General features: G+C 68.8%; 21 protein-coding genes. 3 read left to right on the top strand and 18 right to left on the bottom strand.

The window, feature by feature from the left end:
- The 14 genes from CEK66_RS10155 to aroE all read right to left on the bottom strand — a co-directional run.
- A partial coding sequence (locus CEK66_RS10155; RefSeq protein ID WP_152236835.1) for an SDR family NAD(P)-dependent oxidoreductase occupies positions 1-791 on the bottom strand: 791 nt, incomplete at its 3' end.
- A gap of 237 nt (positions 792-1,028) precedes the next feature.
- Complete coding sequence (locus CEK66_RS10150; protein WP_152236834.1) at positions 1,029-1,586, bottom strand: ankyrin repeat domain-containing protein; 558 nt, start codon at positions 1,584-1,586, stop codon at positions 1,029-1,031.
- A gap of 64 nt (positions 1,587-1,650) precedes the next feature.
- Entirely contained in the window at positions 1,651-3,174 is a 1,524-nt protein-coding gene (gene katB / locus CEK66_RS10145) for a catalase KatB (RefSeq protein ID WP_152236833.1), read from the bottom strand.
- Positions 3,175-3,479: 305 nt separating this feature from the next.
- Positions 3,480-3,977 carry a hypothetical protein gene (locus tag CEK66_RS10140; protein ID WP_226978567.1) on the bottom strand — a complete coding sequence of 166 codons (498 nt, stop codon included), beginning with the start codon at positions 3,975-3,977 and terminating at the stop codon, positions 3,480-3,482.
- 376 nt (positions 3,978-4,353) lie between these two features.
- Complete coding sequence (locus tag CEK66_RS10135; RefSeq protein ID WP_106405187.1) at positions 4,354-4,881, bottom strand: DUF6624 domain-containing protein; 528 nt, start codon at positions 4,879-4,881, stop codon at positions 4,354-4,356.
- Positions 4,882-4,958: 77 nt separating this feature from the next.
- A complete protein-coding gene (locus CEK66_RS10130) occupies positions 4,959-6,101 on the bottom strand; it encodes a hypothetical protein (RefSeq protein WP_152236832.1) in 1,143 nt (380 codons plus the stop codon).
- Between the two features lie 11 nt (positions 6,102-6,112).
- Positions 6,113-6,280, bottom strand: coding sequence for a hypothetical protein (locus CEK66_RS20355; protein ID WP_157835383.1), 168 nt, complete (start codon positions 6,278-6,280; stop codon positions 6,113-6,115).
- Positions 6,281-6,306: 26 nt separating this feature from the next.
- The gene (locus CEK66_RS10125) at positions 6,307-8,478 is read right to left on the bottom strand and encodes a peptidase domain-containing ABC transporter (RefSeq protein ID WP_152236831.1); all 2,172 of its coding nucleotides are present in this window, start codon (positions 8,476-8,478) and stop codon (positions 6,307-6,309) included.
- Positions 8,475-9,758: an HlyD family efflux transporter periplasmic adaptor subunit gene (locus CEK66_RS10120; RefSeq protein WP_152236830.1), complete on the bottom strand. Its 1,284-nt coding sequence runs from the start codon at positions 9,756-9,758 to the stop codon at positions 8,475-8,477. Before CEK66_RS10120 ends, CEK66_RS10125 begins: the two co-directional genes overlap by 4 nt.
- A gap of 210 nt (positions 9,759-9,968) precedes the next feature.
- Positions 9,969-12,098 carry an ATP-dependent DNA helicase DinG gene (gene dinG / locus CEK66_RS10115; protein ID WP_152236829.1) on the bottom strand — a complete coding sequence of 710 codons (2,130 nt, stop codon included), beginning with the start codon at positions 12,096-12,098 and terminating at the stop codon, positions 9,969-9,971.
- A 67-nt stretch (positions 12,099-12,165) separates the two neighbouring features.
- Positions 12,166-12,522 carry a hypothetical protein gene (locus CEK66_RS10110; RefSeq protein WP_152236828.1) on the bottom strand — a complete coding sequence of 119 codons (357 nt, stop codon included), beginning with the start codon at positions 12,520-12,522 and terminating at the stop codon, positions 12,166-12,168.
- A 43-nt stretch (positions 12,523-12,565) separates the two neighbouring features.
- A complete protein-coding gene (locus CEK66_RS10105) occupies positions 12,566-12,910 on the bottom strand; it encodes a hypothetical protein (protein WP_226978566.1) in 345 nt (114 codons plus the stop codon).
- Between the two features lie 130 nt (positions 12,911-13,040).
- Entirely contained in the window at positions 13,041-13,370 is a 330-nt protein-coding gene (locus CEK66_RS10100) for a hypothetical protein (RefSeq protein WP_226978565.1), read from the bottom strand.
- 52 nt (positions 13,371-13,422) lie between these two features.
- Positions 13,423-14,271: a shikimate dehydrogenase gene (gene aroE, locus CEK66_RS10095; protein WP_152236826.1), complete on the bottom strand. Its 849-nt coding sequence runs from the start codon at positions 14,269-14,271 to the stop codon at positions 13,423-13,425.
- Between the two features lie 52 nt (positions 14,272-14,323).
- On the opposite strand from aroE, the gene CEK66_RS10090 reads away from it, so the two are divergent.
- Entirely contained in the window at positions 14,324-15,214 is an 891-nt protein-coding gene (locus tag CEK66_RS10090) for a PD40 domain-containing protein (RefSeq protein ID WP_152236825.1), read from the top strand.
- Positions 15,215-15,483: 269 nt separating this feature from the next.
- Here the strand turns inward: CEK66_RS10090 and CEK66_RS10085 are convergent, their stop codons facing one another.
- Positions 15,484-17,991: a sulfite reductase flavoprotein subunit alpha gene (locus CEK66_RS10085; RefSeq protein WP_152236840.1), complete on the bottom strand. Its 2,508-nt coding sequence runs from the start codon at positions 17,989-17,991 to the stop codon at positions 15,484-15,486.
- A gap of 200 nt (positions 17,992-18,191) precedes the next feature.
- On the opposite strand from CEK66_RS10085, the gene CEK66_RS10080 reads away from it, so the two are divergent.
- Entirely contained in the window at positions 18,192-18,947 is a 756-nt protein-coding gene (locus tag CEK66_RS10080; protein WP_017909707.1) for a DNA/RNA non-specific endonuclease, read from the top strand.
- 112 nt (positions 18,948-19,059) lie between these two features.
- Here CEK66_RS10080 and CEK66_RS10075 read toward each other — a convergent pair whose 3' ends face one another.
- On the bottom strand, positions 19,060-19,947 hold the full coding sequence (locus CEK66_RS10075; protein WP_152236824.1) for a LysR family transcriptional regulator: 888 nt from the start codon (positions 19,945-19,947) through the stop codon (positions 19,060-19,062).
- A gap of 91 nt (positions 19,948-20,038) precedes the next feature.
- On the opposite strand from CEK66_RS10075, the gene CEK66_RS10070 reads away from it, so the two are divergent.
- Positions 20,039-21,028, top strand: a complete 990-nt coding sequence (locus tag CEK66_RS10070; protein WP_193312616.1) for an NAD-dependent epimerase/dehydratase family protein — start codon at positions 20,039-20,041, stop codon at positions 21,026-21,028.
- Positions 21,029-21,269: 241 nt separating this feature from the next.
- Here CEK66_RS10070 and hemB read toward each other — a convergent pair whose 3' ends face one another.
- Both hemB and CEK66_RS10060 read right to left on the bottom strand, forming a co-directional pair.
- The gene (hemB, locus tag CEK66_RS10065; protein WP_152181559.1) at positions 21,270-22,262 is read right to left on the bottom strand and encodes a porphobilinogen synthase; all 993 of its coding nucleotides are present in this window, start codon (positions 22,260-22,262) and stop codon (positions 21,270-21,272) included.
- Between the two features lie 207 nt (positions 22,263-22,469).
- Complete coding sequence (locus tag CEK66_RS10060; RefSeq protein ID WP_152236823.1) at positions 22,470-22,718, bottom strand: hypothetical protein; 249 nt, start codon at positions 22,716-22,718, stop codon at positions 22,470-22,472.
- Positions 22,719-22,773: the final 55 nt, after the last annotated feature.

Here is a 22,773-nt window from a genome sequence, read left to right as displayed (position 1 = left end):
GGCCGGCGCACGGTCTGGCAGGCGTTGTTGACGATGAAATCCAGGCGCGTGCGGGTCGCCAGCAGCTCGCTGCAGAACGCCTCGACGCTGGGCGTGTGGCGCAGGTCCAGCCCGTACACCTGCAGGCGGTGGCCCCACTCGGCGAAATCCGGCTCTTCCGCGTAGCGCGCGGCCGAGTCGCGCGGGAAGCGCGTGGTCACGATCAGCTCCGCACCCGCACGCAGCAGCTTGAGCCCGGCCTGGTAGCCGATCTTGACCCGGCCGCCGGTGAGCAGCGCCACGCGCCCGCGCAGGTCCGCGGTCTCGGTGCGCTTGAAGTAGTTCAGCTCGGCGCAGGGCGGGCACATCTGGTCGTAGAAGTGGTGCAGCTCGGTGTACTTCTGCTTGCACACGTAGCAGTGGCGCAACTCGGGCGAATGCACCGCCGGCGCCTCGGCCACGGCCTGCGCATGGGTCAGCGCTTCCGGGGTGTGCGGCGGAAAATAGTTGGGCGTGCTGAACACCGGTTTGCGCCGCAGCGCGCGGATGCCGGTCTGCGCCAGCAGTGCCTCGGCCTTGCGCACCTTCTCCTGGTGGCGCTCGCGCGCCTGCTCCTTGAGCAGCTTGCGCCGCGCCTTGGGCTCGGGGTTGAACACCTGGGCGACCACCTGCAGCAGGCGCACCCGCTCGGCTTCGGGCAGGGTATCGAGCACGCGCCGGTCGGCGGCGATGGTCTCGAGCAGGTCCAGGGCGATGCGCAGGCGCTCGGCCTGGGGCAGGTCGTCGGGCGAAACGGGGGCAGTGGCGTTCAAGACAGATCCGGGATGGGCGACGGCGGGCCGCGGCAGAGCGCCGGCACGATGCCGACAGGGCAGCACGCAGCCCTGCGGCGCCACCGCCCGCCGAAGCGGGAACGGCAGCGGCACGGGCCGCGGCGGGCCGGAGGAACCGGCCACCCGGGCATTTTCGCCGATCCGGGGCCCGCGATCCACGCGCCGTGCGATCGCCGTGCCCGGCCTCCGCCCGGAGGCGGGGCGGGGCGGGACCGCTCAGCGTGCCGGTGCGGTCGCGAACTCGCCGCGCTGCAGCTTGGCCACGTCGTTGCCTTGCGCATCCCTGGCCTGCAGGTCGGCGCCCTTGGCGGCGAGGTCCTTCAGCACTTCGGTGCGCTGGAACAGCGCCGCGTACATCGCCGCGGTCTGTCCGGCGTTGTTGCGCTGGTCCGGCGCGCAATCGGCCTGCATCAGCCGCTTGGCGATGCTCAACTCGCCCTTGAAGATCGCGCCCATCAGCGCGGTGTTGCCGCGCTTGTCCTGCGCGCAGGGGTCGGCCCCGGCGCGCAGCAACTGCTCCACCGCCGCCTGCTGGCCATGGTAGGCGGCCAGGATCAGCGCGGTGTAGCCCTTGTCGTCGCGCGTATCGAGGTCGTAATGGGCGCGGATGAACTCGGCCAGCATGTCCTGGCGGCCCTGCCGCGCGGCATCGAAGAAGTAGCTGCGCAATTGCGCCTGCACTGCCGCCGGATCGGGCGCGGGCGGCGCGGCCAGTGCAGCGGCCGCCGTGGCGCTGACCGCGAGGCCAAGAAGGAAGAGGACAACACGACGCATGGGGAGTCTCCGCAAGAAAGTGCGCGGCGCGGCGATACCGCCGCCGGGCCGCGCGTGGGACGGATCAATCCTGCAGCTGCGCGGCCAGTTGCTTGACCCGCGCCAGGTCGCCCTTGGCCACCCGCGCCACGCCGCTGCCGTAGGCCGGGTCGGCCTTGTACAGGAACGACAGCATGAGGTGCTTGCTCTCGTCGTCGGTGCCGGCCAGCGATTCGCCGAAGCTCTGGATCAGGTCCTGCTGTTCCTTCTTGCTGTAGCTGCGGAACAGTTCGCCGGCCTGCTTGAAGTTCTGCTCGCGCGTGATCCTGGCCTGCTGGGTGGTGCCGGACAGCGGCAACTGGCTGTAGCGCGCGTTCGGATCCTGCGGCCGCGGGCTGAGACGGCTCGGCTCGTAGTTCACGCCGCTGCTGGTGCTGCCGGCATTCATCGCGCCGTCCTGGTTGCCGTTGTTGACCGCCACGCGCGGTCGGTTCACCGGCAGGCTCAGGCCGTTGGTGCCGACGCGGTACAGCTGCGTGTCGGCGTAGGAGAAGATGCGCCCCTGCAACAGGCGGTCTTCCGACGGCTCGATGCCCGGTACCAGGTTGGCCGGCGCCATCGCCACCTGCTCGGTCTCCTGGAAGAAATTGTCCACGTTCCTGTTCAGCACCATCTGCCCGATCTTGCGCTCGGGCACGCCCGGCCAGATCTTGGTGGCATCCAGCGGATCGAAGTCGAACTTGGCCAGGTCCTCGGGCGCGAGCACCTGGATGTACAGGTCCCACTTCGGATAGTCGCCGCGCTTGATCGCGCCGACCAAGTCGTTGGTCAGGTGGCTGTAGTCCTTGCCCTGCACCGCCACCACCTGCTGCGGATCCAGGTTCTTGAGGCCCTGCAGGCTCTTCCAGTGGAACTTGACGTAGTGCACCTGGCCCTGCGTGTTGACCAGCTTGTAGGCATGCACGCCGTTGCCGTCCATGAAGCGGTAGCCGGCCGGCGTGCCTTCGTTGGAGTACAGCAGGGTCAGGGTGCGGGTCGCCTCGGGCACGTGCGAGAAGAAGTCGAAGCGGCGCGCATCGTCATCGAGGTTGGTGCGCGGGTCCGGCTTGAACGCATGCACCATGTCCGGGAACTTGATCGCGTCGCGGATGAAGAAGGTCGGGAAGTTGTTGCCGACCAGGTCCCAGTTGCCTTCGCTGGTGTAGAACTTGGTGGCGAAACCGTGCGGATCGCGCAGCGTCTCCGGCGAATGGTTGCCGTGCACCACCGAGGAGAAGCGCACGAACACCGGCGTCGTCGTGCCCGGCGCGAACACCTTGGCCTTGCTCAGCTCGGAGATGTCGGCGGTGGCGGTGAACTCGCCATGCACGCCGGTGCCGCGCGCGTGCACCACGCGCTCTGGGATGCGCTCGCGATCGAAGCGCTGCAGCTTCTGGATCAGTTGCACGTCCTGCAGCAACGTCGGGCCGTTGGGGCCGGCGGTCTGCGAGTTCTGGTTGTCGCCCACCGGCGCGCCATTGTCGCGGGTGAGCGTGGACTGCGCGGCGCTGGCCGACAGGATCAGGGAAGGCGACAACAGGACAAGCAACAACAGGGATCCAGGGCGCATGGCGTCGGCTCGTGTGAAGGGAGCTGCAGCATGGCGGCAGTCCGGCGCGCAGAACATTCGTTCCTTGCGATCGATGCCATCGACGCGGCCAATCGCATCCGCGCACTGTGATCGCGACCATTGGTAGAGCGCGCAATCCGTTGCAGCTGCAGCGTCGTCGCTGCGTCACTCGACGACGATGCAGCCGCAGATCGACCGCAAAATGTAGACGCGCGCGCGTGCCAGCGGCAGCGGCGATGCCTGGCGATGCGGCCGCAAGCGCACCGCGGCGCGATGCACCGCGCGTAGCGCCGCGACGGCGGACGCTAGCGCTTGGCGCTCAGCGCGCGGCTGCGATCGGCGAACAGGGCCTGATCGGCTTGGCTGTAGGCGGCGCGCTGCACGGCCGCATCGATGCCGCGCTGGAAGTCGGCGCGGAACGCCGACTCGGTGATGCGCTGGGCGATCAGGAACACCGCGTGCGCCGTGTCGGCGCCGACCGCCTGCGCATCGGGAAAGCCCTGGCGCCGGATCAGATCGGTCAGGCGCTCCTGGCTTTGCTTCTGCGCCGTTCGCACCTCGCGCGCATACGCGCGCAACGAGACGGTGTCGTGCTGCAGCCGCTGCGGCGAATAGTCGCGCTTGAGATCGGCGCGGGCCTGCGCGTCGTCGCTGATCAACTGCAGCAGTTGCGTGCGATAGGCCGGATTGGCCGGCGCTGCCGCTGCTGCGTCTTCTGTCGGTGCGCCCGACGGCTGCGCCACGGCGATGCCGGTCAGCACGCACAACGCCGCTCCGAACGCCCACTGTCTGGCGATTCGCATCATGATTCCCCCTGTCGCCCGCGATACTAGACCAGCGCGCACGACCTGTCCCCGGTCTGGACTCGACAACACAGATCGCCGCCCGCGAGACAGAGGATTATCGACGGGCATCACGCCTACAGCTCAAACCAAGTCACACAATAGCCGGCGGTCATGCCAACCCGCAATTCGCAGGGCCATCTGCGCTCAGGCGCTTCCGCGGCAGCCTGCCTCGACGCTGACTTGCGCGCGGCCACACAGTCTCCAGACCCCGAACCGCGCGCAGGAGTTCCGTGCTGCCCCCTTGTGCGTGGACGAGCCCGCCGCTGCGATCGAGCTCGTCCCACCGGATGCTCGTAGAAGGGCCAGATGCCCGGACCGCGACGCCCCCGTCGCCTCAGTGTGCGGCAACGTCAGGCGGCAACCCCATCTCGGCTCGGCGCTGCTGCAGGCGTTCGGGTTGCTCGACGTCGAACAGACTGCCATCGGCCTTGTGCTGGGTCCCGTAGAGTTGTGGCTGCCCGCTCAGGACTCGATTTCGATCCACGTACAGCGCAAGGTCCTCCTTGCTGTAGCGTCCCTTCTCGGCGGCAGCCTGGATACCTGTCAGGAACGCGTCGCGGAACGTCCGGTCCGCGGCATGCTGGGCCACCAGAAATCCCGCGTGTGCGCCGTCACTGCCGGCGACCGCCGTATCCGGAAAACCGTACTTGGCCATCAGCGCGGAGAGTGCCTGCTGGTTCTGTTGTTGCGAGGCATGGATCTTCAACGCGAGCGCGCGGGCGCTGCCGGGATCGTTCTGCAACTGCTGCGGCGTATAGTCCTTCAAGACATCTGCGCGGATCTGCTGATCGGCCTGAGCCAACTGCAGGAGCTGTTGCCGGTAGTCGGCGTTGACACCCTCGACCTCGACGGAATGGGCCATCGGTTGCTCCTGTTGAGGACGGGCAAAACTTCCGCCAGCGATCGCAAGCAGGGTGGCCGTGGTGATCAGGCACATCATCATTCGCATAGGGAATTCGCTTCGGATGGAGTGGATGCCCGTGTGGGGGCTTGGGTGGATGGCACGGCCGCCATTGGTCTCTCGAATTCTTGATAACGTGCGGTTGCACCATGCACCAGCAAAGCGCAGAACCTGCGTGCGATATCCAGTTGCGCGAGCCTCTGATCCAGATACAGGAACTGGCCGCCAGGATTGAGTTCGATGAAGACCAGCTCCCCTCCGTCCGCCGGCACCAGGAAATCGGCGCAAAAAAAGTCGATGGCCAGCGTCTGCCGCAGGCGCTCGAGCTTGGCCAGAAGCCCATCGGGAAGCGCCGTTTCAGCGTAGGTGATCGCAGTCTTGTGTCGCACGGCGCGATAGTCGATCTCGCCTTCCAGCGCGTGCGTCATCTTGACCGCCACGTACTCCCCCTGGAGGCAGACGATGCGCACATCGCCGCGGTGGCGCACCACCTCCTGATAGTTGGTCGGGCACGCGCTGACATCGCCATCGGCCAGGGGTTCTTCGATACGGATGCGCGTCGCATACGACACGCTGTAGCCGGCATTTTCGGACCAAGCGCCGACGTTGAAGGGCTTGACGACCACGCCCTCCGGTTCGCGATCGCGAAAGTGGCGAATGTCTTCCGCGCGGTGGCTGATCAGCGTCCGCGGGATGCGCAGGCCACTGGACGCGGCGATGGCGAGCTGCAACGCCTTCTGGTCCGCCATCAACGCCTGCATCGGTGCATTGATCCAGCGCTGCACGCCGACGCCGCTTCCCATCACCGCCAGTGCACCGAGGTCGAACAGCATTCCCTCGGAACGAATGAATCCCACATCCTGCTCGTGCACACCCGCAGGTGCCGGCTTTTTGAACAGCAAGCGCCGGCACCACGCAGTGTCGTAGCGCAGCGGCGACCCGTCGCGCACGAAGCGGGCGCCGTGCGTATCGCACAGCATCGACCCGCCTAGACCGCTCGGCCAGGCACTGCTGTCGAACAGGTCCACCCTGTGTCCTGCCGCTCCAATCATGGCGGCGATGGTCGCCGCATGGGTATCGTGCTGCGGTGCCACGATCAATATGTTCTTTGCGTCTTCCTGCATCGTCTGGACCCGTTGTGCATCCTCGCCAGATGCATGGCGGCGCTGCAGCACCGCCATGCGCCGCCCGATTAGCTGAAGATGATGATCGTCTCGGTGTCCACGGCTTCGACGATGATGATGATCAGGGTGTCCTGACCGCCACCGCAAGAGATCGCACTGACTTCTTCCTGGGTCATTTCACGCGCGAAACGCTGTGCAACGGGACGCGAATTTTCCGTGTTCACGACAGTTTCCATTCCACTCTCCTTGAAAGACAGCATGGTTATTCGCCGGCGACGATGCCAGCGAGCTTCTCGACGCTTCGCGACGCGTCAAGTCTTTCGGCGCCAGGTCGCGCGCCTTGATTCCGCTCCGCCCCCAGCACGACCTTGCGGTCGGCCGAGGCGATGGTGTCCTCGCGATGCGCGATCAGCACGCGCGTCATGCTCAGCGCCTTGATGTGCGCATTGACGATCTCGTCGCGCTGCCGATCCAGATGGCTGGTGGCCTCATCCAGCACCAGGATCTTCGGCTGCCGATACAGCGCGCGCGCCAGAATCACCCTCTGCCTTTGCCCACCCGACAGGATCGACCCCATGTCGCCCACCAGCGATTCGTACCCCATCGGCATGCGCACGATGTCGTCGTGGATGGCCGCCAACTTGGCGGCTGCCACGATTCGCTGCAGGCTGGCGTCAGGGTCGAAGAACGCGATGTTGTCGGCCAGGGAACCGGCGAAAAGCTGGTCGTCCTGCATCACCGCACTGACCATGCCGCGATAGGTTTCCAACCCGAGCCGTCGGATCTCCACGCCACTCACTTCGATCTGCCCTTCGGTTGGCGCAAGCAGGCCCAACAGAAGCTTGGCCAAGGTGGACTTCCCGCAGCCGCTCGGTCCAACGATGGCCACCGACTCGCCGGCGCAGACCTTGAGATCGAAGTTGCGCAGCACCCAGGGATCATCGTCGGAATAACGGAAGCTGACGCCCTTGAACTCGATCTCCGGCGCGAGCTCGGGCCCGCTGTAGTGTCCCAATGCATGCGGCTCGGGGTCGCTCATGGCGATATCGGCAATGCGCTCGGCATGCAGCCGTAGCATGCGGAACTCGATACACTTGTCGACCAGGCTGCCCGCCCGGCTGGTGAACAGATCCGCATAGCTGAGAAACGCCACCAGCATGCCCGCCGACAGCGCGTCCTGCAGCGCCATGTAGCCGCCGATACTGATCAACAGGACGCGCTGGATTCCGAAGACACCGCTATTCAACGCCGTGAACGCCAGGCCGATGCGCTGCGACTGCATATCCAGATTGGCGGCCTGGACGGTCGCCGCGAAAAGTCGGCTTTGGCGCAGGCCCTGCTTGTTGGCCAGCTTGATCGCCTGGATGCCACGGACCGACTCCATCAACTCGCTCTGCTGGCGCGCCGTATGGAACAATTGATCGCGGGTGATACCGAACTGCACGCGATACATCGCAACGCGCAGAAGCAAATAGCAGGCGAATGCCGCCAATACCACGCCGGCGAGCTTGGCGCTGTAGAAGAACAGCACCACCAGCGCCAACATGCCGGTCATGCCGTTGAGTACCGCTTCGACGAAGCTTCCGGTCAGCGTCGTCTGAATCGACTTCAGCGATCCGAACCGCGACAGCACGTCGCCCATGTGCCGCTTTTCGAAATAGTCCAGCGGCAAGCGCATCAGGTGGCCAAACAGGTTGTTGATCCATTGGCTGTTGAGCGAGGCGCCCAGCCAGCTGACCACCCAGCTGCGCGCCAGCATTAGCGCCGTCTGGGCGAGTACCGCGATCAGGAATCCGATCGCCAGGATCTTGAGCAACGGCATGTCCGCGGAGATCAGGACATGGTCGATCAACCATTGCATCTGGAACGGCATCAAGAGCACCAGCATCTCGATCGCCAGCGCCAGTGCGAAGACCTGCACGAGTGCCCGACGCAGTCCGCCGATCCTGCCGGTCAGTGCACGCAAGGACACCGGTTGCGGCGCCGCCGCCTTCTCGAAGCTCGGACTCGGCACCAGTTCCAGCAACACCCCGGTGAAGTGCTTGCCCACCTCCGCCAAAGGCAGTCGCAGCAGGCCGCGCGCAGGATCGTGGATCACCGCGACGCCGCGCGTCACGCGCTCCAGGACCACGAAATGGCTCAGATCCCAATGCAGGATGCAGGGCCCGCCAACGGCGGCCAAGTAGTCGAGTTCAGCGCGCATCGGCCTGACCTCGAAACCGATCGCGCGTGCGATTTGCATCAGGCGTTCGAGGCGTGCGCCCTGCAACGAGATGCTGAAGCGTCGACGCAAGCTGGGCAGGTCTACGTTCTGGCCATGGAATCCCGCGACCATCGCCAGGCAGGCCAGGCCGCATTCCGCTCCTTCCGTCTGCATGATCGGTACGATGCGCGTCGCGAACGGTGCCCTCCAGGACGACCAGGACCGGCTCATGATCCGCGCTCGTTCGAAGGGGTGTCGCGCATGCCGGAGGCCAGCTCGTAGACCGGCTCGAACATCCACTCGATCAGGTGCCTGCGTTCGAGCAGGATGTCCGCATCCAGCGCCATTCCGGGACGCAGAGGCTCCTGGCGTCCATACGCCACGACATTCTGGCTACCCAGTTCGACGATCACCCGATAACGCTGCTCCTTGATGTCCTGACCCAGCAACCGGGTCAGATCGCCCGAACTCATCGCACTGCGCGAAATCTCCGCGACGCGGCCGGCGTGGCGTCCGAACTTCTGATACGGGAATGCCTGATAGCGCAAGACCACCCGATCGCCTGGACTGACGAACCCGACGGCCCGCGACGACACCCACAGCTCGGCGCGTAGACGCGTATCCCGCGGCAACAGCGTCATCAACGGCTGCTGCGCGGCGACAGGTTGTCCCGGATACACCAGCAGATTGCCGACGATCCCGTCCGATGGCGCGCGCAGGATCACCGCGCGGCGAGCCTCGCTCTCCGAGATCGACTGCGCCACGTCCGCCAGTTGCCGATCGATCTCGTTGTTCTTTCCGATCAGCGTTGCCGGAAGCTGTTCCAACTGTGTCTGCAACTGCGATTGTTGCTGCCGCAACTCCAGCGAATGCTTCTGCAGATCCTTGAGCTGCGCCTGATTCTGAATCGCCACATCCTGCTGCTGCAGCAGCTGCACCTTGGTCAGCACCCCGCGATTGCCGGGACTGGACCATTGCTCATACAGGCGAGCGGCGCTTTCGGCGCGTTGCCGCTGCAGAACGACCTGTTCTTCGGTACTGGCGATCTGACTCTTCAGCAACGCGATGCGCGTACGCAGGTCACGATCCTGCGCTTGCGAGAGGCTGCGCTGTTCCTCGATGTCGGAACGCAAGCGCTCGCGCTTGAGGCGCAACTGCGCGATCACCGATGCCTGCGTATCGCCGAGCGATGCGCTGTCCTGTTCGCCGGAGATCTCAACCAGCGGTTGGCCCGCGCGGACGTTTGCGCCTTCCTTGGCGAACGTACGCACGACACGCCCGGACGCGGAGGGCGTCAGGGTCAGCAGTCCGCGATCGGGAACCAGCGTGCCGTTGACCGCTTCGCGTCGTGTATAGCTGCCGATGCACAGCAGCGCCAGCACGATGACGAGCAGCGCGATGCCCACCCAGAAGTAAGCCCAACCGAAGCGCGGCGCGTCCAGGCGCACAGCGCCGAGCCAGCCCTCGCGGCGCGCTCGAAACACTTCTTCCCTGAAGAATCCGTCCGCCATTGCCATCCCCTGAGCGGCGCTGCATGCGTTCCTAGCGCGTGATGTTTTATCGCGTGCCGGCTAAAAGCCGTCAAGCGCGCAACTGCATCTCCATGGACGGTGCGGTAGACAATTCCGATTGCGACGACGCCGCACGCAGCGCGTCGTGACACGCGGTGGCCCGCGTACTCGGCGACAGGCACGCGGCCATCGCCGTCGCGTTTGCAGCGGCTAGCCGATCACCCGCTTGAACGGCGGCAGCGCGTCGATGATGCGCTTGCCGTAGCGCTTGGTCAGCAGCCGCGAATCGAGAATGATCACGCGGCCGTGGTCGTCGGCGGTGCGGATCAGGCGGCCGGCGAACTGGGTCAGGGTGCGCAGCGCGTGCGGCACCGCGATCAGGTTGAAGGCGTTGAGGCCGCGGCTCTCGAACCATTCGCCAAGCGTGGCGGTCTGCGGATCGGTCGGCACCGCGAACGGCACCTGGGTGATGACCACGGTGGTGCAGGCCTCGCCCGGCAGGTCCAGGCCTTCGCCGAAGGAATTGAGGCCGAACAGCACCGAGCCTTCGCCGGCGCCGATGCGGCGCATGTGCTCGCCGATCATCTGCGACTTGGAGCCCTCGCCCTGCACCAGCACGCGGTTGCGCTGCGCGAGCGGCAGCAGGTCGGCCACCTTGAGCATCTTCCAGCGCGAGGTGAACAGCACGATCGAGCCCTTGCCCCAGTCCAGTTCGCGCACCAGGTAGCGTGCCACTTCGCGCGGATGGCCCTCGCGGTCGTCCGGCGCCACCGGGAACGCCGGCACGATCAGCTCGGCCTGGTTGGGCAGATCGAACGGCGAGGACAGCGACACCATCTCCGCATGCGCGGGCAGGCCGTTGTCGATCGCCAGCGCCTGGAAGTCGCCGCCGCCGGTGAGCGTGGCCGAGGTCAGCACCGCCGCATCCACTTCGCTCCACAGCAGCGAGCGCAGCACCTGCGCGGCCGACACCGGCGAGCAATGGCAGATCAGATCGGCATCGCGCGAGGCGGTGATCCAGCGCGCCATCGGCGGCTGCCCGTCCTGGTCCTCGCGGCGCCAGCCCAGCCACAGCGCGTACTGCTGCTCGACCATCTCCAGGGCCATGCCCAGGTTGCGCTGCAGGCGTTCCTTGGCCGCATCCTCCTGCTTGGACTTGGCCGCCATCTGGTGTGCGGCCTGCACCCAGTTCAGCAGCGCCCCGGTGTCCTGCGCCTGCGCATCGATCAGCGGCTTCCAGTCCTCGGGCAGGCGGCCGTTGGGCGCGCGCCACATCGGTTCGTCCTGGCCCGGCTCCGGCACCCACACCCGTTCGATCTCGGCGCGGAATGCCTTCAGGCCCTTGGCCACCCGCGCGGCGAGTTCGACCGCCTCGTTGGGCAACTGGTTGCCGATGCGATCCTTGTCGGCGAGCCGGTAGGCGGCGCCGACCAGCGCCTGCAGGCGGCCGGTGCGCCGCGCCATCTCGTCCAGCGGCAGGTTCGCCGCGCCCTGGTCGATGGCGACGCCGGCGATGTGGTGGCCCTCGTCGAGCACCAGCAGCATGTCCGACGGCGGCGCGATCAGCGGCTGGCCGTTGTCGCTGTCGCCCAGCGACAGCGCCGACAGCAGCAGGGCGTGGTTGGTGACCACGATCTGCGCATCGCGCACCTCGCTGCGCGCCTTCAGCACCGGGCACTGCACCGCGAACGAACAGCGGCGCCCGGCGCAGCCGGCCGCATTGGTGGTGATGCGCGCGCGCAGCGACGGCGGCACCGGTTCCGGCGCCGCATCCAGGTCGCCGTTCCAGGTCCGGTCGGCGTAGGCCTTGGCCAGCGCCCGCGCCTGCTCGGCCTCGGCCGGGCTCAATGGGCGGTCGTACAGCGGCGCCTCGTCCTCGAACATGCTGTCCTGCGCGGCCTCGCCATGCAGCTCGGCGACGTTGCGCGTGCACAGGTAACGGGTGCGGCCCTTGGCCAGCGCCACCGTGGCCTCCAGCCCGGTGGCCTTGAGGAAGGCCGGGATGTCGCGCTCGACCAGCTGCGACTGCAGCGCCACCGTGCCGGTGCTGATCACCAGTTTCTTCTTGCTCGCCAGGGCGATCGGCACGCCGGCGGTCAGATAGCCCAGGCTCTTGCCGACGCCGGTGGGCGCCTCGGCCACGCCGACGCCGCCGGAGGTGCCCAGCGCGCGCGAGACCACGCCGATCATCTGGCTCTGCGCACGGCGCACGCGGAAGCCCGGCGTATTGGCCTGCAGCTTGGCGTAGGCATCGCGGATGGCCAGCTTGACCGGTTCGGTGAGCTGACGCGGGGAGGGGCCGGACGCGGGCGGCGTCGACGGCGAAGCGGAATCGGTCATCCCGGCATTTTCTCACGTCCCGTCGCAAGGACTGAAACGCGGGAAATGAACGGCGCTGCGCGCCGCGTTACGGCTGCGGCGGCGCGGCCTTGCGCGGCAGCGCCAGCCACAGCGCGCGCAGCAGCAGAGCCAGCCCAGCCACGTACAGCGCATCGTCCAGCAGATGCACCAGCGCATAGGCGTCCGGATGGGTGCCGCGGAACTGGGGCGTCATCAGTTCCACCCAGCCCAGCACCGCGTTCAACAGGCGTGGCAGGATCGCGCCCATCAGCAGCACCGTCAGCCCGAGCCGCGCCAGCGTGCGTGCGCGGCCCGGCGCCAGCCGCGGGAGCAGCAGCAACGCGATCAGCGGCAGCAACAGCCGCGCCAGCAGGCCGAGCCCGCCGGTCAGCACGCTCATGTCCAGCACCGGGTGCACGCTCATCGCCAACATCCTCGCCTCCCTGGACGACGCACGCCCTTGTTCTTCACTGCGATGGCGCCCGCCGCGCCGGCAGGGCGAACCACAACGCCAGCACCAGCAACAGCGCGCTCACTGCCGTCAGCAGCGCGACGATCGCCTCCGACGTGACCATCCACAGGTTGGATTCGGTCGCGTTCGCCGCGCGCGACATCAGCCACGCCGGCAACAACGACATGCCCGTCGTCAGTACCACGGCCAGCACCAGCACTCCCAACCCCCACAAGCCGAGGGTACGCGGCCGGCCAGGGCCGCGCGTGGCCAGCAACCCCAGCCCGACCGCAGACATCGCCAGGATCGGGAACTGGAACAGCGCGGTGAGCAAGAGATAGTTCACGGCGACAGAGTCCACGCAGGACCTCCTCTTGATGGGCAGCGAACGGGGCGATCGGCGCCGACCAGGACCGCGCCATAGGCGCGACCCGGGCGTCCCTGCAGTGCTCGCAGCACGATCTCCCTGGACGCGGGTCGCCGCGACGCCATCAGCGCGGGTTTGCGACGCGCGGCGGCATGGCGAAGCGCAACGCCAGCACCACCAGCAGCATGCCCACCGCGAAGATCAAGGCGACCGCGCCGTTGACGATGCCCAACAAGCTCGAGATCGACGAGTAACTATGGCCTTGGGAAATCAACCACATCGGCACGAACCACAACGCCAGCCCCAAGCCCAGGGCCAGCAGCAGGACCGCCAGCCCGCAGATTCCCAAGGTGCGCGCACGGCCAGGACGGCGCGTGAACAGCAGCGCCAGTCCGACCACATAGACCAGCGCGAGCGGCAACTGCGTGAGCAGTCGCGTCAGCACCTGCAGCATCAATGATTCGTCCATGCGTTTATTCCCGGATAGAGGGTGGAGGCGAAGTGTTTCAGTCGGCGCTGACCAGCACGGCATCACGCTCGCGCAGCGCGGCGTACACCGGGTCGGTGTCCGGGCGCACGCCGTGCCAGGCCTCGAAGCTCTCGGCGGCCTGTTCCACCAGCATGCCCAGGCCGTCCACGGTGTCGCGGCAGTGCGCCGCACGCGCCCAGGCCAGGAACGCGATCGCCACCTCGCCGTAGTTCAGGTCCACCGCCAGGGTCATGCTGTTGATCAGCGACAGCGGCAGGGTGAAGCTGGCGGCCGGGTCGCGGCCGATGGTGGTGGCATTGACGATCAGCTCGAAATCGCCCAGCTCGCGCAGGTCTTCCCAGTAGCGCGAGATCGCGCGCGCCGGCTCGCCCAGCGCATCGACCAGCGCGTCGGCGCGTTCCGGCGCGCGGTTGACCACCACCAGTTGCTGTACGCCGGCCTCCAGCAGCGCCGGCGCCACGCCGCGCGCGGCGCCGCCGGCGCCAAGCAGCAGCGCACGGCGGCCACGCAGGTCCAGGCCGTTGCGGCCGGTCAGGTCGCGCACCAGGCCGGCGCCGTCGGTGTTGTCGCCATGCCACTGGCCGTCGCGGAAGCTGAGGGTGTTGACCGCACCGGCCGACTGGGCGCGTGCGCTGTGCACCACGCTGAGGGCGAACGCGGCTTCCTTCAGCGGCAGGGTCACGTTGGCGCCGACACCGCCGGCGGCGGCGAAGGCGGCCAGCGCCGCGGCGAACCCGTCGGCCTGGACGTCGATCGCCTCGTACTGCAGGGCGATGCCGGTCTGCTTGGCGAAGGCGGCATGGATGTGCGGCGACAGCGAATGGGCGACGGGATGGCCGAACACGGCAAAACGGGAGTTGGGCATGGAGCGCTCGTTGGTTGTTTTAGACTGGCGGCGACATTCCATGGACTCCCACATGCGGACCCCTGTCCTGCCGCTCGCGCTGGCCGCGAGTTTACTCTGCGCGCCGTGTGCGTTCGCGCTTTCCGAATTCGGCATCGAGGGCATGGGCGTGGTATCGACCGCCGCCGACGAGACCCGCGCCAGCGTCGCGCCCGACGGCCAGCGCATCGTCTGGGCCAGTCCCGACCGCGCCGGCGGGCCCGGCGGCGGCGACCTGTGGCAGGCCGTGCTGCGCGACGGCCGCTGGCGCGACCCGCAACCGCTGCCGGCGCCCGTGAACTCGCCGAGCCTGGACAGCGACCCGTTCTTCAGCGCCGATGGGCGCTGGCTGTACTTCGCCTCGGATCGCCCCGGCGGCCATGGCGGCAGCGACCTGTACCGCGCGCCGGTACTGGCCGACGGCGGCTACGGCGCGCCGCAGAACCTGGGCGCGGCGGTGAATTCGCCGGGCAACGAGCGTGCGCCGACCCTGTCGCTGGACGGCACGCGGCTGCTGTTCGCCAGCGACGGCCATGGCGGCGCCGGTGGCCTGGACCTGTTCGTGGCGCGCCAGGAGGGCCAGGCGTTCGCAGCACCGCAGGCGTTGGCCGGGGTCAACAGCGCCGACGACGAGACCGATGCGGCGTGGCTGGGCGACGGCCGTGCGCTGCTGTTCGCGCGTGCCCATGGCGGTACGAGCAGCCAGGTGCTGCTGGCGCAATGCGCCGGCGGCCGCTACGTGGATCCGCAGCCGCTGTCGCTATCGTTCAACGGCAGCGACGGCCACACCGCCGGCGCCGTGCTGGATGCGTCCAAGCCCAGCGAACTGCTGCTGTCCGGCAGCGCCCGCGCGCCGAAGGCCGGCAAGCGCGACCTGTACCGGATCAAGGCACCGGCCGCCACCGGTAGCGGCGACTGCAGGTAAGCGGATTGCGCGGCGACGCGAGGCAGATGCCGGTCTGCTGCCGCGCCGACACACAACAAGCGGGACCACAAGGCCGTTGTGGGAGGGACTTCAGTCCCGACGCATGGCACTCGGACGCATCGCCCGGTTGCTGCACGCGCGCATTCCGCTCGGATCAGTGGCTCGCTGAAATGGCTGCCGCCGTCCTCTGCCCGTCACCATGATGCGCAGCGACGATCGGGGCTGGCACGCAAGAAGACCCTGGATCGCACTGCGATCGGCGCATCGCCTCAATACACATCGCGTCGATAGCGTCCATCCGCGCTGAGCGCATCGAGCGTGTCCTCGCCCAGGATCTCGCGCAACGCCGTATCCACGCCGCGCGCCATGCCCGCGAGGCTGCCGCAGACGTACACGGTGGCGCCACGCGCCACCCAGTCGCGGACCGCGTCGGCAGACTCGCGCAACCCGTCCTGCACGTAGCGCTTGTGCGCCTGGTCGCGCGAGAACAGCAGATCCAGACGCTGCAGATGGCCGGCGTCGCGCCAGGCGCGCAGCTCGTCGCCGAACAGCGCATCGTGCGCGACATTGCGTTCGCCGAACAGCAGCCAGTGCCCCTGCACACCGGCCTGCGCGGCCTCGCGCAGCAGGCTGCGCAGTCCGGCGATACCGGTACCGTTGCCGATCAGCAGCATGGGCGCATCGCCATGCCGGCGGAACCCGGGGTTGGCGCGCACCTGCGCGCGCAGCACCGCGCCCACCGGCGCATGCTGGCACAGCCAGCCGGCGCCCACGCCGGGGCGGCCGTCGTCGCGCAGGGTCAGGCGCACCACCAGTTGCAGCAGCCCGTCGGCCGGCACCGAAGCGATCGAGTATTCGCGCAACGGCAGGGTCGGCAGCGCGTCCAGCCAGGCCTGCAGGTCGTCGCCCGGCGTTGGCGGCGTCAGCGCGCGTGACGCCAGCGCCTGCCACAGCGGCTGCCGCAGGCCATCGGCCTGTACCGTCTGTTCCGCGTCCAGCGCTCGTGCGGCGAGCCAGGTGCGGATCGCGTCGGCCGCATGGCAGGGCTGCACTTCCAGGATGTCGCCGGCATGCCAGTGCGCCTGCGGCGGCGGCACCAGGTCGATACGCCACACCGGCGCGCCGGCGCTGCCGGGATTGAGCAGGACGCGATTGGTCAGGCGCCAGTCCAGCGGCTCCGGCGCCTGCAGCACCGGCGCCGACGCCGCCACGCCGGTGAGCGCGGACAGTTGCCATTGCCACTGCGCCAGTGCCTGCGGATCGGCGTTGTCCACTTCCAGTGGCGGGAACAGCGCCTGTGCGCCCTGCGCGTCCAGCCAGTGCTGCACCTCCCGCGAGAAGCCGCAGAACTGCGGGTACTGGCGATCGCCCAGGCCGAGCATGGCGTAGCGCAGGTCCGGCAGGGCCTGCGCCTGGCGCAGCACGCGGCGCACGAAGCCGCGCGCCGCGTCCGGCGGTTCGCCGTCGCCGAAGGTGCTGACCACGAACAGCGCGCGCTGGCTGCCGCGTAGCTGGGCCAGGTCCAGCTGCGCCAGCGAACGCACCTCCACCGCCAGCCCGGCGGCCTGCAATTGCGCGGCGGTCTGCCAGGCCAGGCGCTCGGCCAGGCCGCTCTGGCTGGCAAAGCCCACCAGCCAGGCGCCGGCGGCATCGCCGACCAGCCCCGGCAGCGCGCGGCGCGCGGCGCGCAATGCGCGCTTCTTGCGCCGGCGGTCCAGGTACAGCATCCAGCCGGTGACGAAGAACAGCGACATGCACAGGCTCGCCAGCAGCATCGCCACGCGCCCGGGCAGGCCGAAGAAGCTGCCGCTGTGCAGCGCGAACATGCTGGTCAGCAGGCGCCGGCCCAGCGGTTGCTGGCGATATTCCAGGTGGCGCAGGACGCGGCCGCTGGCCGGATCGACCTCCACGCTGTCGTAGGCGCGGTCGTGCGCCGGATCGGGCGGCAGGTAGCGGGCCACGATCGGCTGGCCGCTGCGGCCGGGCAGGCGCAGGTCCAGGTAGGCGCGCTGCGCGGCCGGCACGGTGGCGAGGGCCGCCTGCAGCCGCGCGTAGTCCACCGCCGGTGGCTTCCCGCCGCGGCCGCCCTCCTTCTCCTTGGGCGCGGCATCGCCGCCGAGCATCGCCACCAGCCCCTGCCGGTACCAGTCGTAGGACCAGTACAGCCCGGTGGCGGCGATCAGCAGGTACACCAGCAGGCACCAGGTGCCGATCACCGAGTGCAGGCTCCACAGGAAGCTGCGCCCCTGCCGGTTCCACTCCACCGCCCACCAGGCGCGCCAGCTCCACCAGCGCCGCGGCCAGCGCAGGTACAGGCCGGACAGGCAGAAGAAGATCAGCACGAAGGCGCAAACCCCGGTGACCGCCTTGCCGCGCTCGCCGGCGGCCAGGCGCCGGTGCAGGTCTTCGACGAAGGAGAAGAACCCATCCAGGCGCGGCGCCGGCAGCACCGCGCCGGTGTAGGGGTCGAAGTACAGGCGGCCGCCGTCGCGGCCGGGCAGGCGCACCGCGGACGGCCGCGTGCCGGTCGGATCGATCAACACGCGGTTGCTGCGGTGCGCCCCTTCCAGGTCCAGGCGCCGCGCCAGTTCGGCCAGCGGCAGCGGCTGCTCGCCGGCGGCATGACGCGCGGCGATGGCGGCCAGCGGCGGATTGGCCAGGCGCACGATCTCGTCCTCGAAGGCGAGCGTGGCACCGCTCAGGCCCATCACCGACAGCACCAGCCCGGCGCTGATGCCGAGCAGCCAGTGCAGCTGGAACAACAAGGACTTGATCACGTCGGCGCGGTGCGGGACAGGGCGGTCGCGCATTGTAAATGAGAACGCTTATCGCATGCGATTGATCCGTCGCCGCGCGGCGTCTACCGCCAAGCGTGACCCACGGCGCAGTTGCCATTTGCGGCACATCCAGCGGTCACCCGACAGACATCGAATCTCGCCAGTTTCTTCACCTCCCCTGACCAGCCGAGGTTCCTGCAATGTCCGTCTCCCTGCGCGGTTGTCTTGCCCTGCTTGCGCTGTTCGCCGCCCAGGCGGCAAGCGCCGCCACCAGCTGTCCCACGCTCTACGCCGGCGGCAAGGCGCCGACGCTCGACGCGTCGATCACCAGCCGCACCACCGAGGTCTGCCATACCGAATACGTGCTGATGGCCTCCGGCGTGACCAAGGGTCCGCTGTACTCGGCCGAGCACATCACCGACCAGCAGGTCGCCGGCGCCGAATCGATCGGCCGCGTCGGCTCCTTCCACGACGAGACCGGCATCCCGGCCGCCGACCGCTCGCACACCTCGGACTACACCAACTCCGGCTTCGACCGCGGCCACATGACCCCGGCCGGCGATGCCTCGACCACCAACTCGGAGAAGGAAACCTTCTCGATGGCCAACGTGGTCCCGCAGGACCACAAGCTCAACACCGGCGAGTGGGCGCGGATCGAAGAGCAGGTGCGTCAGCTGGCCAAGCAGCGCGGCGAGGTCTACGTGGTCACCGGCCCGGCCTTCGACAGCGGCACGCGCAGCAGCATCGGCGCCGACCACGTGCAGATCCCGGACTACGTGTGGAAGGCGGTGTACGAACCCGGCAACGGCGCGGCCGCCTACATGTGCGTCAACGACAGCACCATCAACTGCGACGTGGTGTCGATCAACGACGTCATCACCATGTCCGGCGTGGATCCGTTCCCGGCGATCAGCGCCAGCATGAAGGCCAACCCGATCGCGCTGACGCTGCCGTAAGCGGGGATTCGGGAGTGGGGAGTCGGGATTGGTAAAAGCGTCCTGATTCCCTGCCCGGGTTGGGGCGGCCGGCGGCGCGTGTGCGCCGGCCGGCCGCCATCGCGCGCGCACCTCAGGCGGTGTGCGCGGTCATCGCCTCGACCAGGGCCGCGAACACCGCGCTGCAGGAGGCGCTGCCGCGCACGTCCTGGTGCATCACGATCCAGCTCTCCAGGCCGACGCGCACCTGCTGCGACAGCACCGGCAGCAGCGCCGGCGTGCGCCGCGCCAGCGCGACCTGGCAGAAACCGATGCCGCAGCCGGCGCGCAGCAAGGCCAGTTGCGCCAGGTCGCTATCGGCGCGCAACGCGAACGCCTCGCGCCGCCACGGCGGCAGCGCACTGCGGGCGGCGCGCAGGAACGGCGTTTCCGTATCGAATCCGATCAGCGCGTGCTGCGGCAGTTCCTCCAGCGCCTGCGGCAGGCCATGCCGGTCCACGTAATCCTGGTGCGCGAACAGCGCCACCGCCACCTCGCCGACGCGGCGCGCGACCAGCACGTCCTGGGTGGGCCGGGTCATGCGTACCGCCACGTCGGCCTCGCGGTGCAGCAGGTCCTGCACCCGGTTGCTCAACACCAGTTCCAGCCGCAGGTGCGGATGCGCGCGGCGCAAGGCCGCCAGCACCGGCGGCAGCACTTCCGCGCCGATCACCTCGCTGGCGGCGATGCGCACCGTGCCGCGCACCGCATCGCCGTGGCGGCCCGCCGCGCGCTGCAGCGACGCGGCCAGGCTGCCCATCGCCTGCGCATGCCCGCGCAAGGCCAGGGCGGCATCGGTGGGCAGCAGGCCGGTCTGCGAGCGCACGAACAGCGGCACCGCCAGCGCCTGTTCCAGCGCCGCCACGTGACGGCCGACCGTGGGCTGGGTCAGCCCCAGCGCGCGTGCCGCCGCCGACAACGAGCCCTCCTCCAGCACCGCCAGGAAGGAGCGGTAGAGTTCCCAGCCGATCGTATTGTCCATACAGAAATGTATAGCTGGTCGGCGCTCTTCGCCAATTTTCTTCTGCGGCACCCGCACCGAGACTGAGCGCCGACCCCGACGGAGCGCTGCCATGTCCTCTTCTTCTTCCACGGCCCTGGTGCTGGGCGCCAGCGGCGGCATCGGCGGCGAACTGGCGCGGCAGTTGCGCGACGCCGGCTGGCAGGTGCGCGCCCTGCAGCGCGGCCTCGCCCACCCCAGCGCGGAGCGCGACGGCATCCACTGGCTCCGCGGCGATGCGCTGCAACGGGCCGACGTGCTACAGGCGGCCCGGGGCTGCGCGGTGATCGTGCATGCGGTGAACCCGCCCGGTTACCGGCGCTGGTCGGAGCTGGTGCTGCCGATGATCGACAACACCTTGGCCGCAGCGATCACCGAGCGTGCCACCGTGGTCCTGCCGGGCACGGTCTACAACTACGGCCCGGACGCCTATCCGGCGCCGGACGAAGACGCGCCACAGGCCCCGGTCACCCGCAAGGGCGCGATCCGGGTGGAACTGGAGCGGCGCCTGCAGGCGGCGACCGCCCAGGGCGCGCGGGCCATCGTGGTGCGCGCTGGCGACTTCTTCGGCCCGCGCGTGGGCAACAGCTGGTTCGCGCAGGGGCTGGTGCGCCCCGGGCGACCGGTGGCGACGGTGACCCTGCCGGGCGACCCGGGCGTGGGCCACCAGTGGGCCTATGTGCCGGACGTGGCGCGGACCATGCTGGCGCTGCTGCAGCGGCGCGAGCGTCTGCCGGCGTTCGCCCGCCTGCACATGGACGGGCACTGGGACGCCGATGGCACGCAGATGGCAGCGGCGATCGCGCGGGTCGTGCAGCGCCACGGCCTGGCACCGCCACGCACGCGCCGTTTCCCATGGCCGCTGCTGACCCTGGCCGTGCCGTTCTGGCCGCTGGCGCGCGAACTGCACGAGATGCGCCCGCTGTGGCGGCACCCGCTGCGCATGCGCAACGCGCGGCTGCTGGAACTGCTCGGCGAAGAACCGCACACACCGCTGGATGTGGCGGTGGAGGCGACGCTGCTGGGGCTTGGCTGTCTGCCGGCGGCGACACCATCGACATGACGCCTACGAAGATCCACGCAAATGGATCGCAAGATCGCTGCCTGTACAGGAGCGACTTCAGGGCACCTCGAATGACGCATCATTGCCGCGGCTCGGCATGATGTGCTGTCTCGATGGCAGGAGCGGCTTGAACCGCTCCTCCCAATGGCCTTCGCCGTTGCTGGAGGTGCCCTTCAGTCGCGACAGGGCCTTCCCGAGAACGGCGTCGCAACGGAGGCGCCTCCAACAAGCGGACGCCGGCTCAGCGCGCCTCGCGCAGCCAGCGCGCCACCTGCGGCGCGAAGTAGGTCAGCACGCCGTCGGCGCCGGCGCGCTTGAACGCCATCAGCGACTCCAGCACGCAGGCGCGCTCGTCCAGCCAGCCGTTGCCGATCGCTGCCTTGAGCATCGCGTACTCGCCGCTGACCTGGTAGGCGAAGGTGGGCACGCGGAATTCGTCCTTCACCCGCCGCACCACGTCCAGGTAGGGCATGCCGGGCTTGACCATCACCATGTCCGCACCTTCTTCCAGGTCCAGCGCGATCTCGCGCAGGGCCTCGTCGCCGTTGGCCGGATCCATCTGATAGGTGGTCTTGTCGGCCTTGCCGAGGTTGCCGGCGCTGCCCACCGCCTCGCGGAACGGCCCGTAGAAGGCCGAGGCGTACTTGGCCGAGTAGGCCATGATGCGCACGTGCAGATGTTCGTCGGCATCCAGCGCGCGGCGGATCGCGCCGATGCGTCCGTCCATCATGTCCGACGGCGAGACGATGTCCACGCCGGCCTGCGCATGCGACAGCGATTGCCGCACCAGCGCCTCGACGGTGATGTCGTTGAGCACGTAGCCGCGGTCGTCGATGATGCCGTCCTGCCCGTGGCTGGTGTACGGATCCAGCGCCACGTCGGTCATCACCCCCAGCTCCGGGAAGCGCATCTTCAGCGCGCGCACCGCGCGTTGCGCCAGACCGTCCGGGTTCCAGGCCTCGGCCGCGTCCAGCGACTTGCCGGCCGGGTCGATCACCGGGAACAGGTCGATCACCGGAATGCCCAGTTCCAGCGCGGCCTCGGCCTCTTTCAGCAGTTCTTCGATCGACAGCCGCTCCACGCCCGGCATGGACGCGATCGGGGTGCGCCCGGGCACGTCGTGCACGAACACCGGCCAGATCAGGTCGTCGACGGTGAGGGTGTGTTCGCGCATCAGGCGGCGCGAAAAGGCATCGCGGCGCATGCGCCGGGGGCGATAGTGGGGATGGGCCACGTGCAGGCTCCTGGGTGGGCGGATGTTGGGAGGCCGCGCCAGTCGCGCAGCCGATGCCGCCAGGCACCGCAGGCCGCGCCGCCGGCACCGGCGTGAACGCAGGGCGGCCCGCGCGCGGGCCGCCGTCGGCTGGGCATGTTACTCCCGCCGACGCGGTGCGCAGCGCGACATGCTGCAACACAGCATGCCGGTCGCCCGGCACGCAGGTCAGATCACCCCGCCGCCCAGGCTCAACCGGATCACCCCGACCACGATCACCAGCGTATTGAGCATCAGGCCGGTCTTGGCGCGGCCGCGGTTGGGCGCTGCGGTGAACAGCAGCCCGATCGCGGCGATCAGCGCGCCGACCGCGGCGAACGGGATCAGGAACCAGTTGCCCCAGCCGAGCAGCGGGATGAAGGCCAGGATCATCCACAGCAACGCCACGATGCCCCACAGCAGACTGATCAGGCCCATGCCGGCCTCCGTGCGAATGTGAGCCTGCACCATAGCGCGCGGCGAACGCCAGGCA

It is taken from the genome of Xanthomonas sp. LMG 12460, assembly GCF_009192895.1.
GTDB classification, from domain to species: domain Bacteria; phylum Pseudomonadota; class Gammaproteobacteria; order Xanthomonadales; family Xanthomonadaceae; genus Xanthomonas_A; species Xanthomonas_A sontii.
Note: the sequence above shows the minus strand (reverse complement) of the source record. Positions and strands in the feature narration are given on the sequence as shown.

What these genes read in the sequence shown, in the direction of transcription:
- CEK66_RS10135 (WP_106405187.1), bottom strand. Translation starts at nt 4,881, where the DNA reads ATGGCCCATTCCGTCGAGGTCGAGGGTGTCAACGCCGACTACCGGCAA.
- CEK66_RS10130 (WP_152236832.1), bottom strand. Translation starts at nt 6,101, where the DNA reads ATGGCGGTGCTGCAGCGCCGCCATGCATCTGGCGAGGATGCACAACGG.
- CEK66_RS10140 (WP_226978567.1), bottom strand. Translation starts at nt 3,977, where the DNA reads ATGCGAATCGCCAGACAGTGGGCGTTCGGAGCGGCGTTGTGCGTGCTG.
- CEK66_RS10150 (WP_152236834.1), bottom strand. Translation starts at nt 1,586, where the DNA reads ATGCGTCGTGTTGTCCTCTTCCTTCTTGGCCTCGCGGTCAGCGCCACG.
- CEK66_RS10125 (WP_152236831.1), bottom strand. Translation starts at nt 8,478, where the DNA reads ATGAGCCGGTCCTGGTCGTCCTGGAGGGCACCGTTCGCGACGCGCATC.
- CEK66_RS20355 (WP_157835383.1), bottom strand. Translation starts at nt 6,280, where the DNA reads ATGGAAACTGTCGTGAACACGGAAAATTCGCGTCCCGTTGCACAGCGT.
- CEK66_RS10070 (WP_193312616.1), top strand. Translation starts at nt 20,039, where the DNA reads ATGTCCTCTTCTTCTTCCACGGCCCTGGTGCTGGGCGCCAGCGGCGGC.
- CEK66_RS10060 (WP_152236823.1), bottom strand. Translation starts at nt 22,718, where the DNA reads ATGGGCCTGATCAGTCTGCTGTGGGGCATCGTGGCGTTGCTGTGGATG.
- CEK66_RS10110 (WP_152236828.1), bottom strand. Translation starts at nt 12,522, where the DNA reads ATGAGCGTGCACCCGGTGCTGGACATGAGCGTGCTGACCGGCGGGCTC.
- katB (WP_152236833.1), bottom strand. Translation starts at nt 3,174, where the DNA reads ATGCGCCCTGGATCCCTGTTGTTGCTTGTCCTGTTGTCGCCTTCCCTG.
- aroE (WP_152236826.1), bottom strand. Translation starts at nt 14,271, where the DNA reads ATGCCCAACTCCCGTTTTGCCGTGTTCGGCCATCCCGTCGCCCATTCG.
- CEK66_RS10080 (WP_017909707.1), top strand. Translation starts at nt 18,192, where the DNA reads ATGTCCGTCTCCCTGCGCGGTTGTCTTGCCCTGCTTGCGCTGTTCGCC.
- CEK66_RS10100 (WP_226978565.1), bottom strand. Translation starts at nt 13,370, where the DNA reads ATGCTGCAGGTGCTGACGCGACTGCTCACGCAGTTGCCGCTCGCGCTG.
- CEK66_RS10090 (WP_152236825.1), top strand. Translation starts at nt 14,324, where the DNA reads ATGCGGACCCCTGTCCTGCCGCTCGCGCTGGCCGCGAGTTTACTCTGC.
- CEK66_RS10075 (WP_152236824.1), bottom strand. Translation starts at nt 19,947, where the DNA reads ATGGACAATACGATCGGCTGGGAACTCTACCGCTCCTTCCTGGCGGTG.
- dinG (WP_152236829.1), bottom strand. Translation starts at nt 12,098, where the DNA reads ATGACCGATTCCGCTTCGCCGTCGACGCCGCCCGCGTCCGGCCCCTCC.
- CEK66_RS10120 (WP_152236830.1), bottom strand. Translation starts at nt 9,758, where the DNA reads ATGGCGGACGGATTCTTCAGGGAAGAAGTGTTTCGAGCGCGCCGCGAG.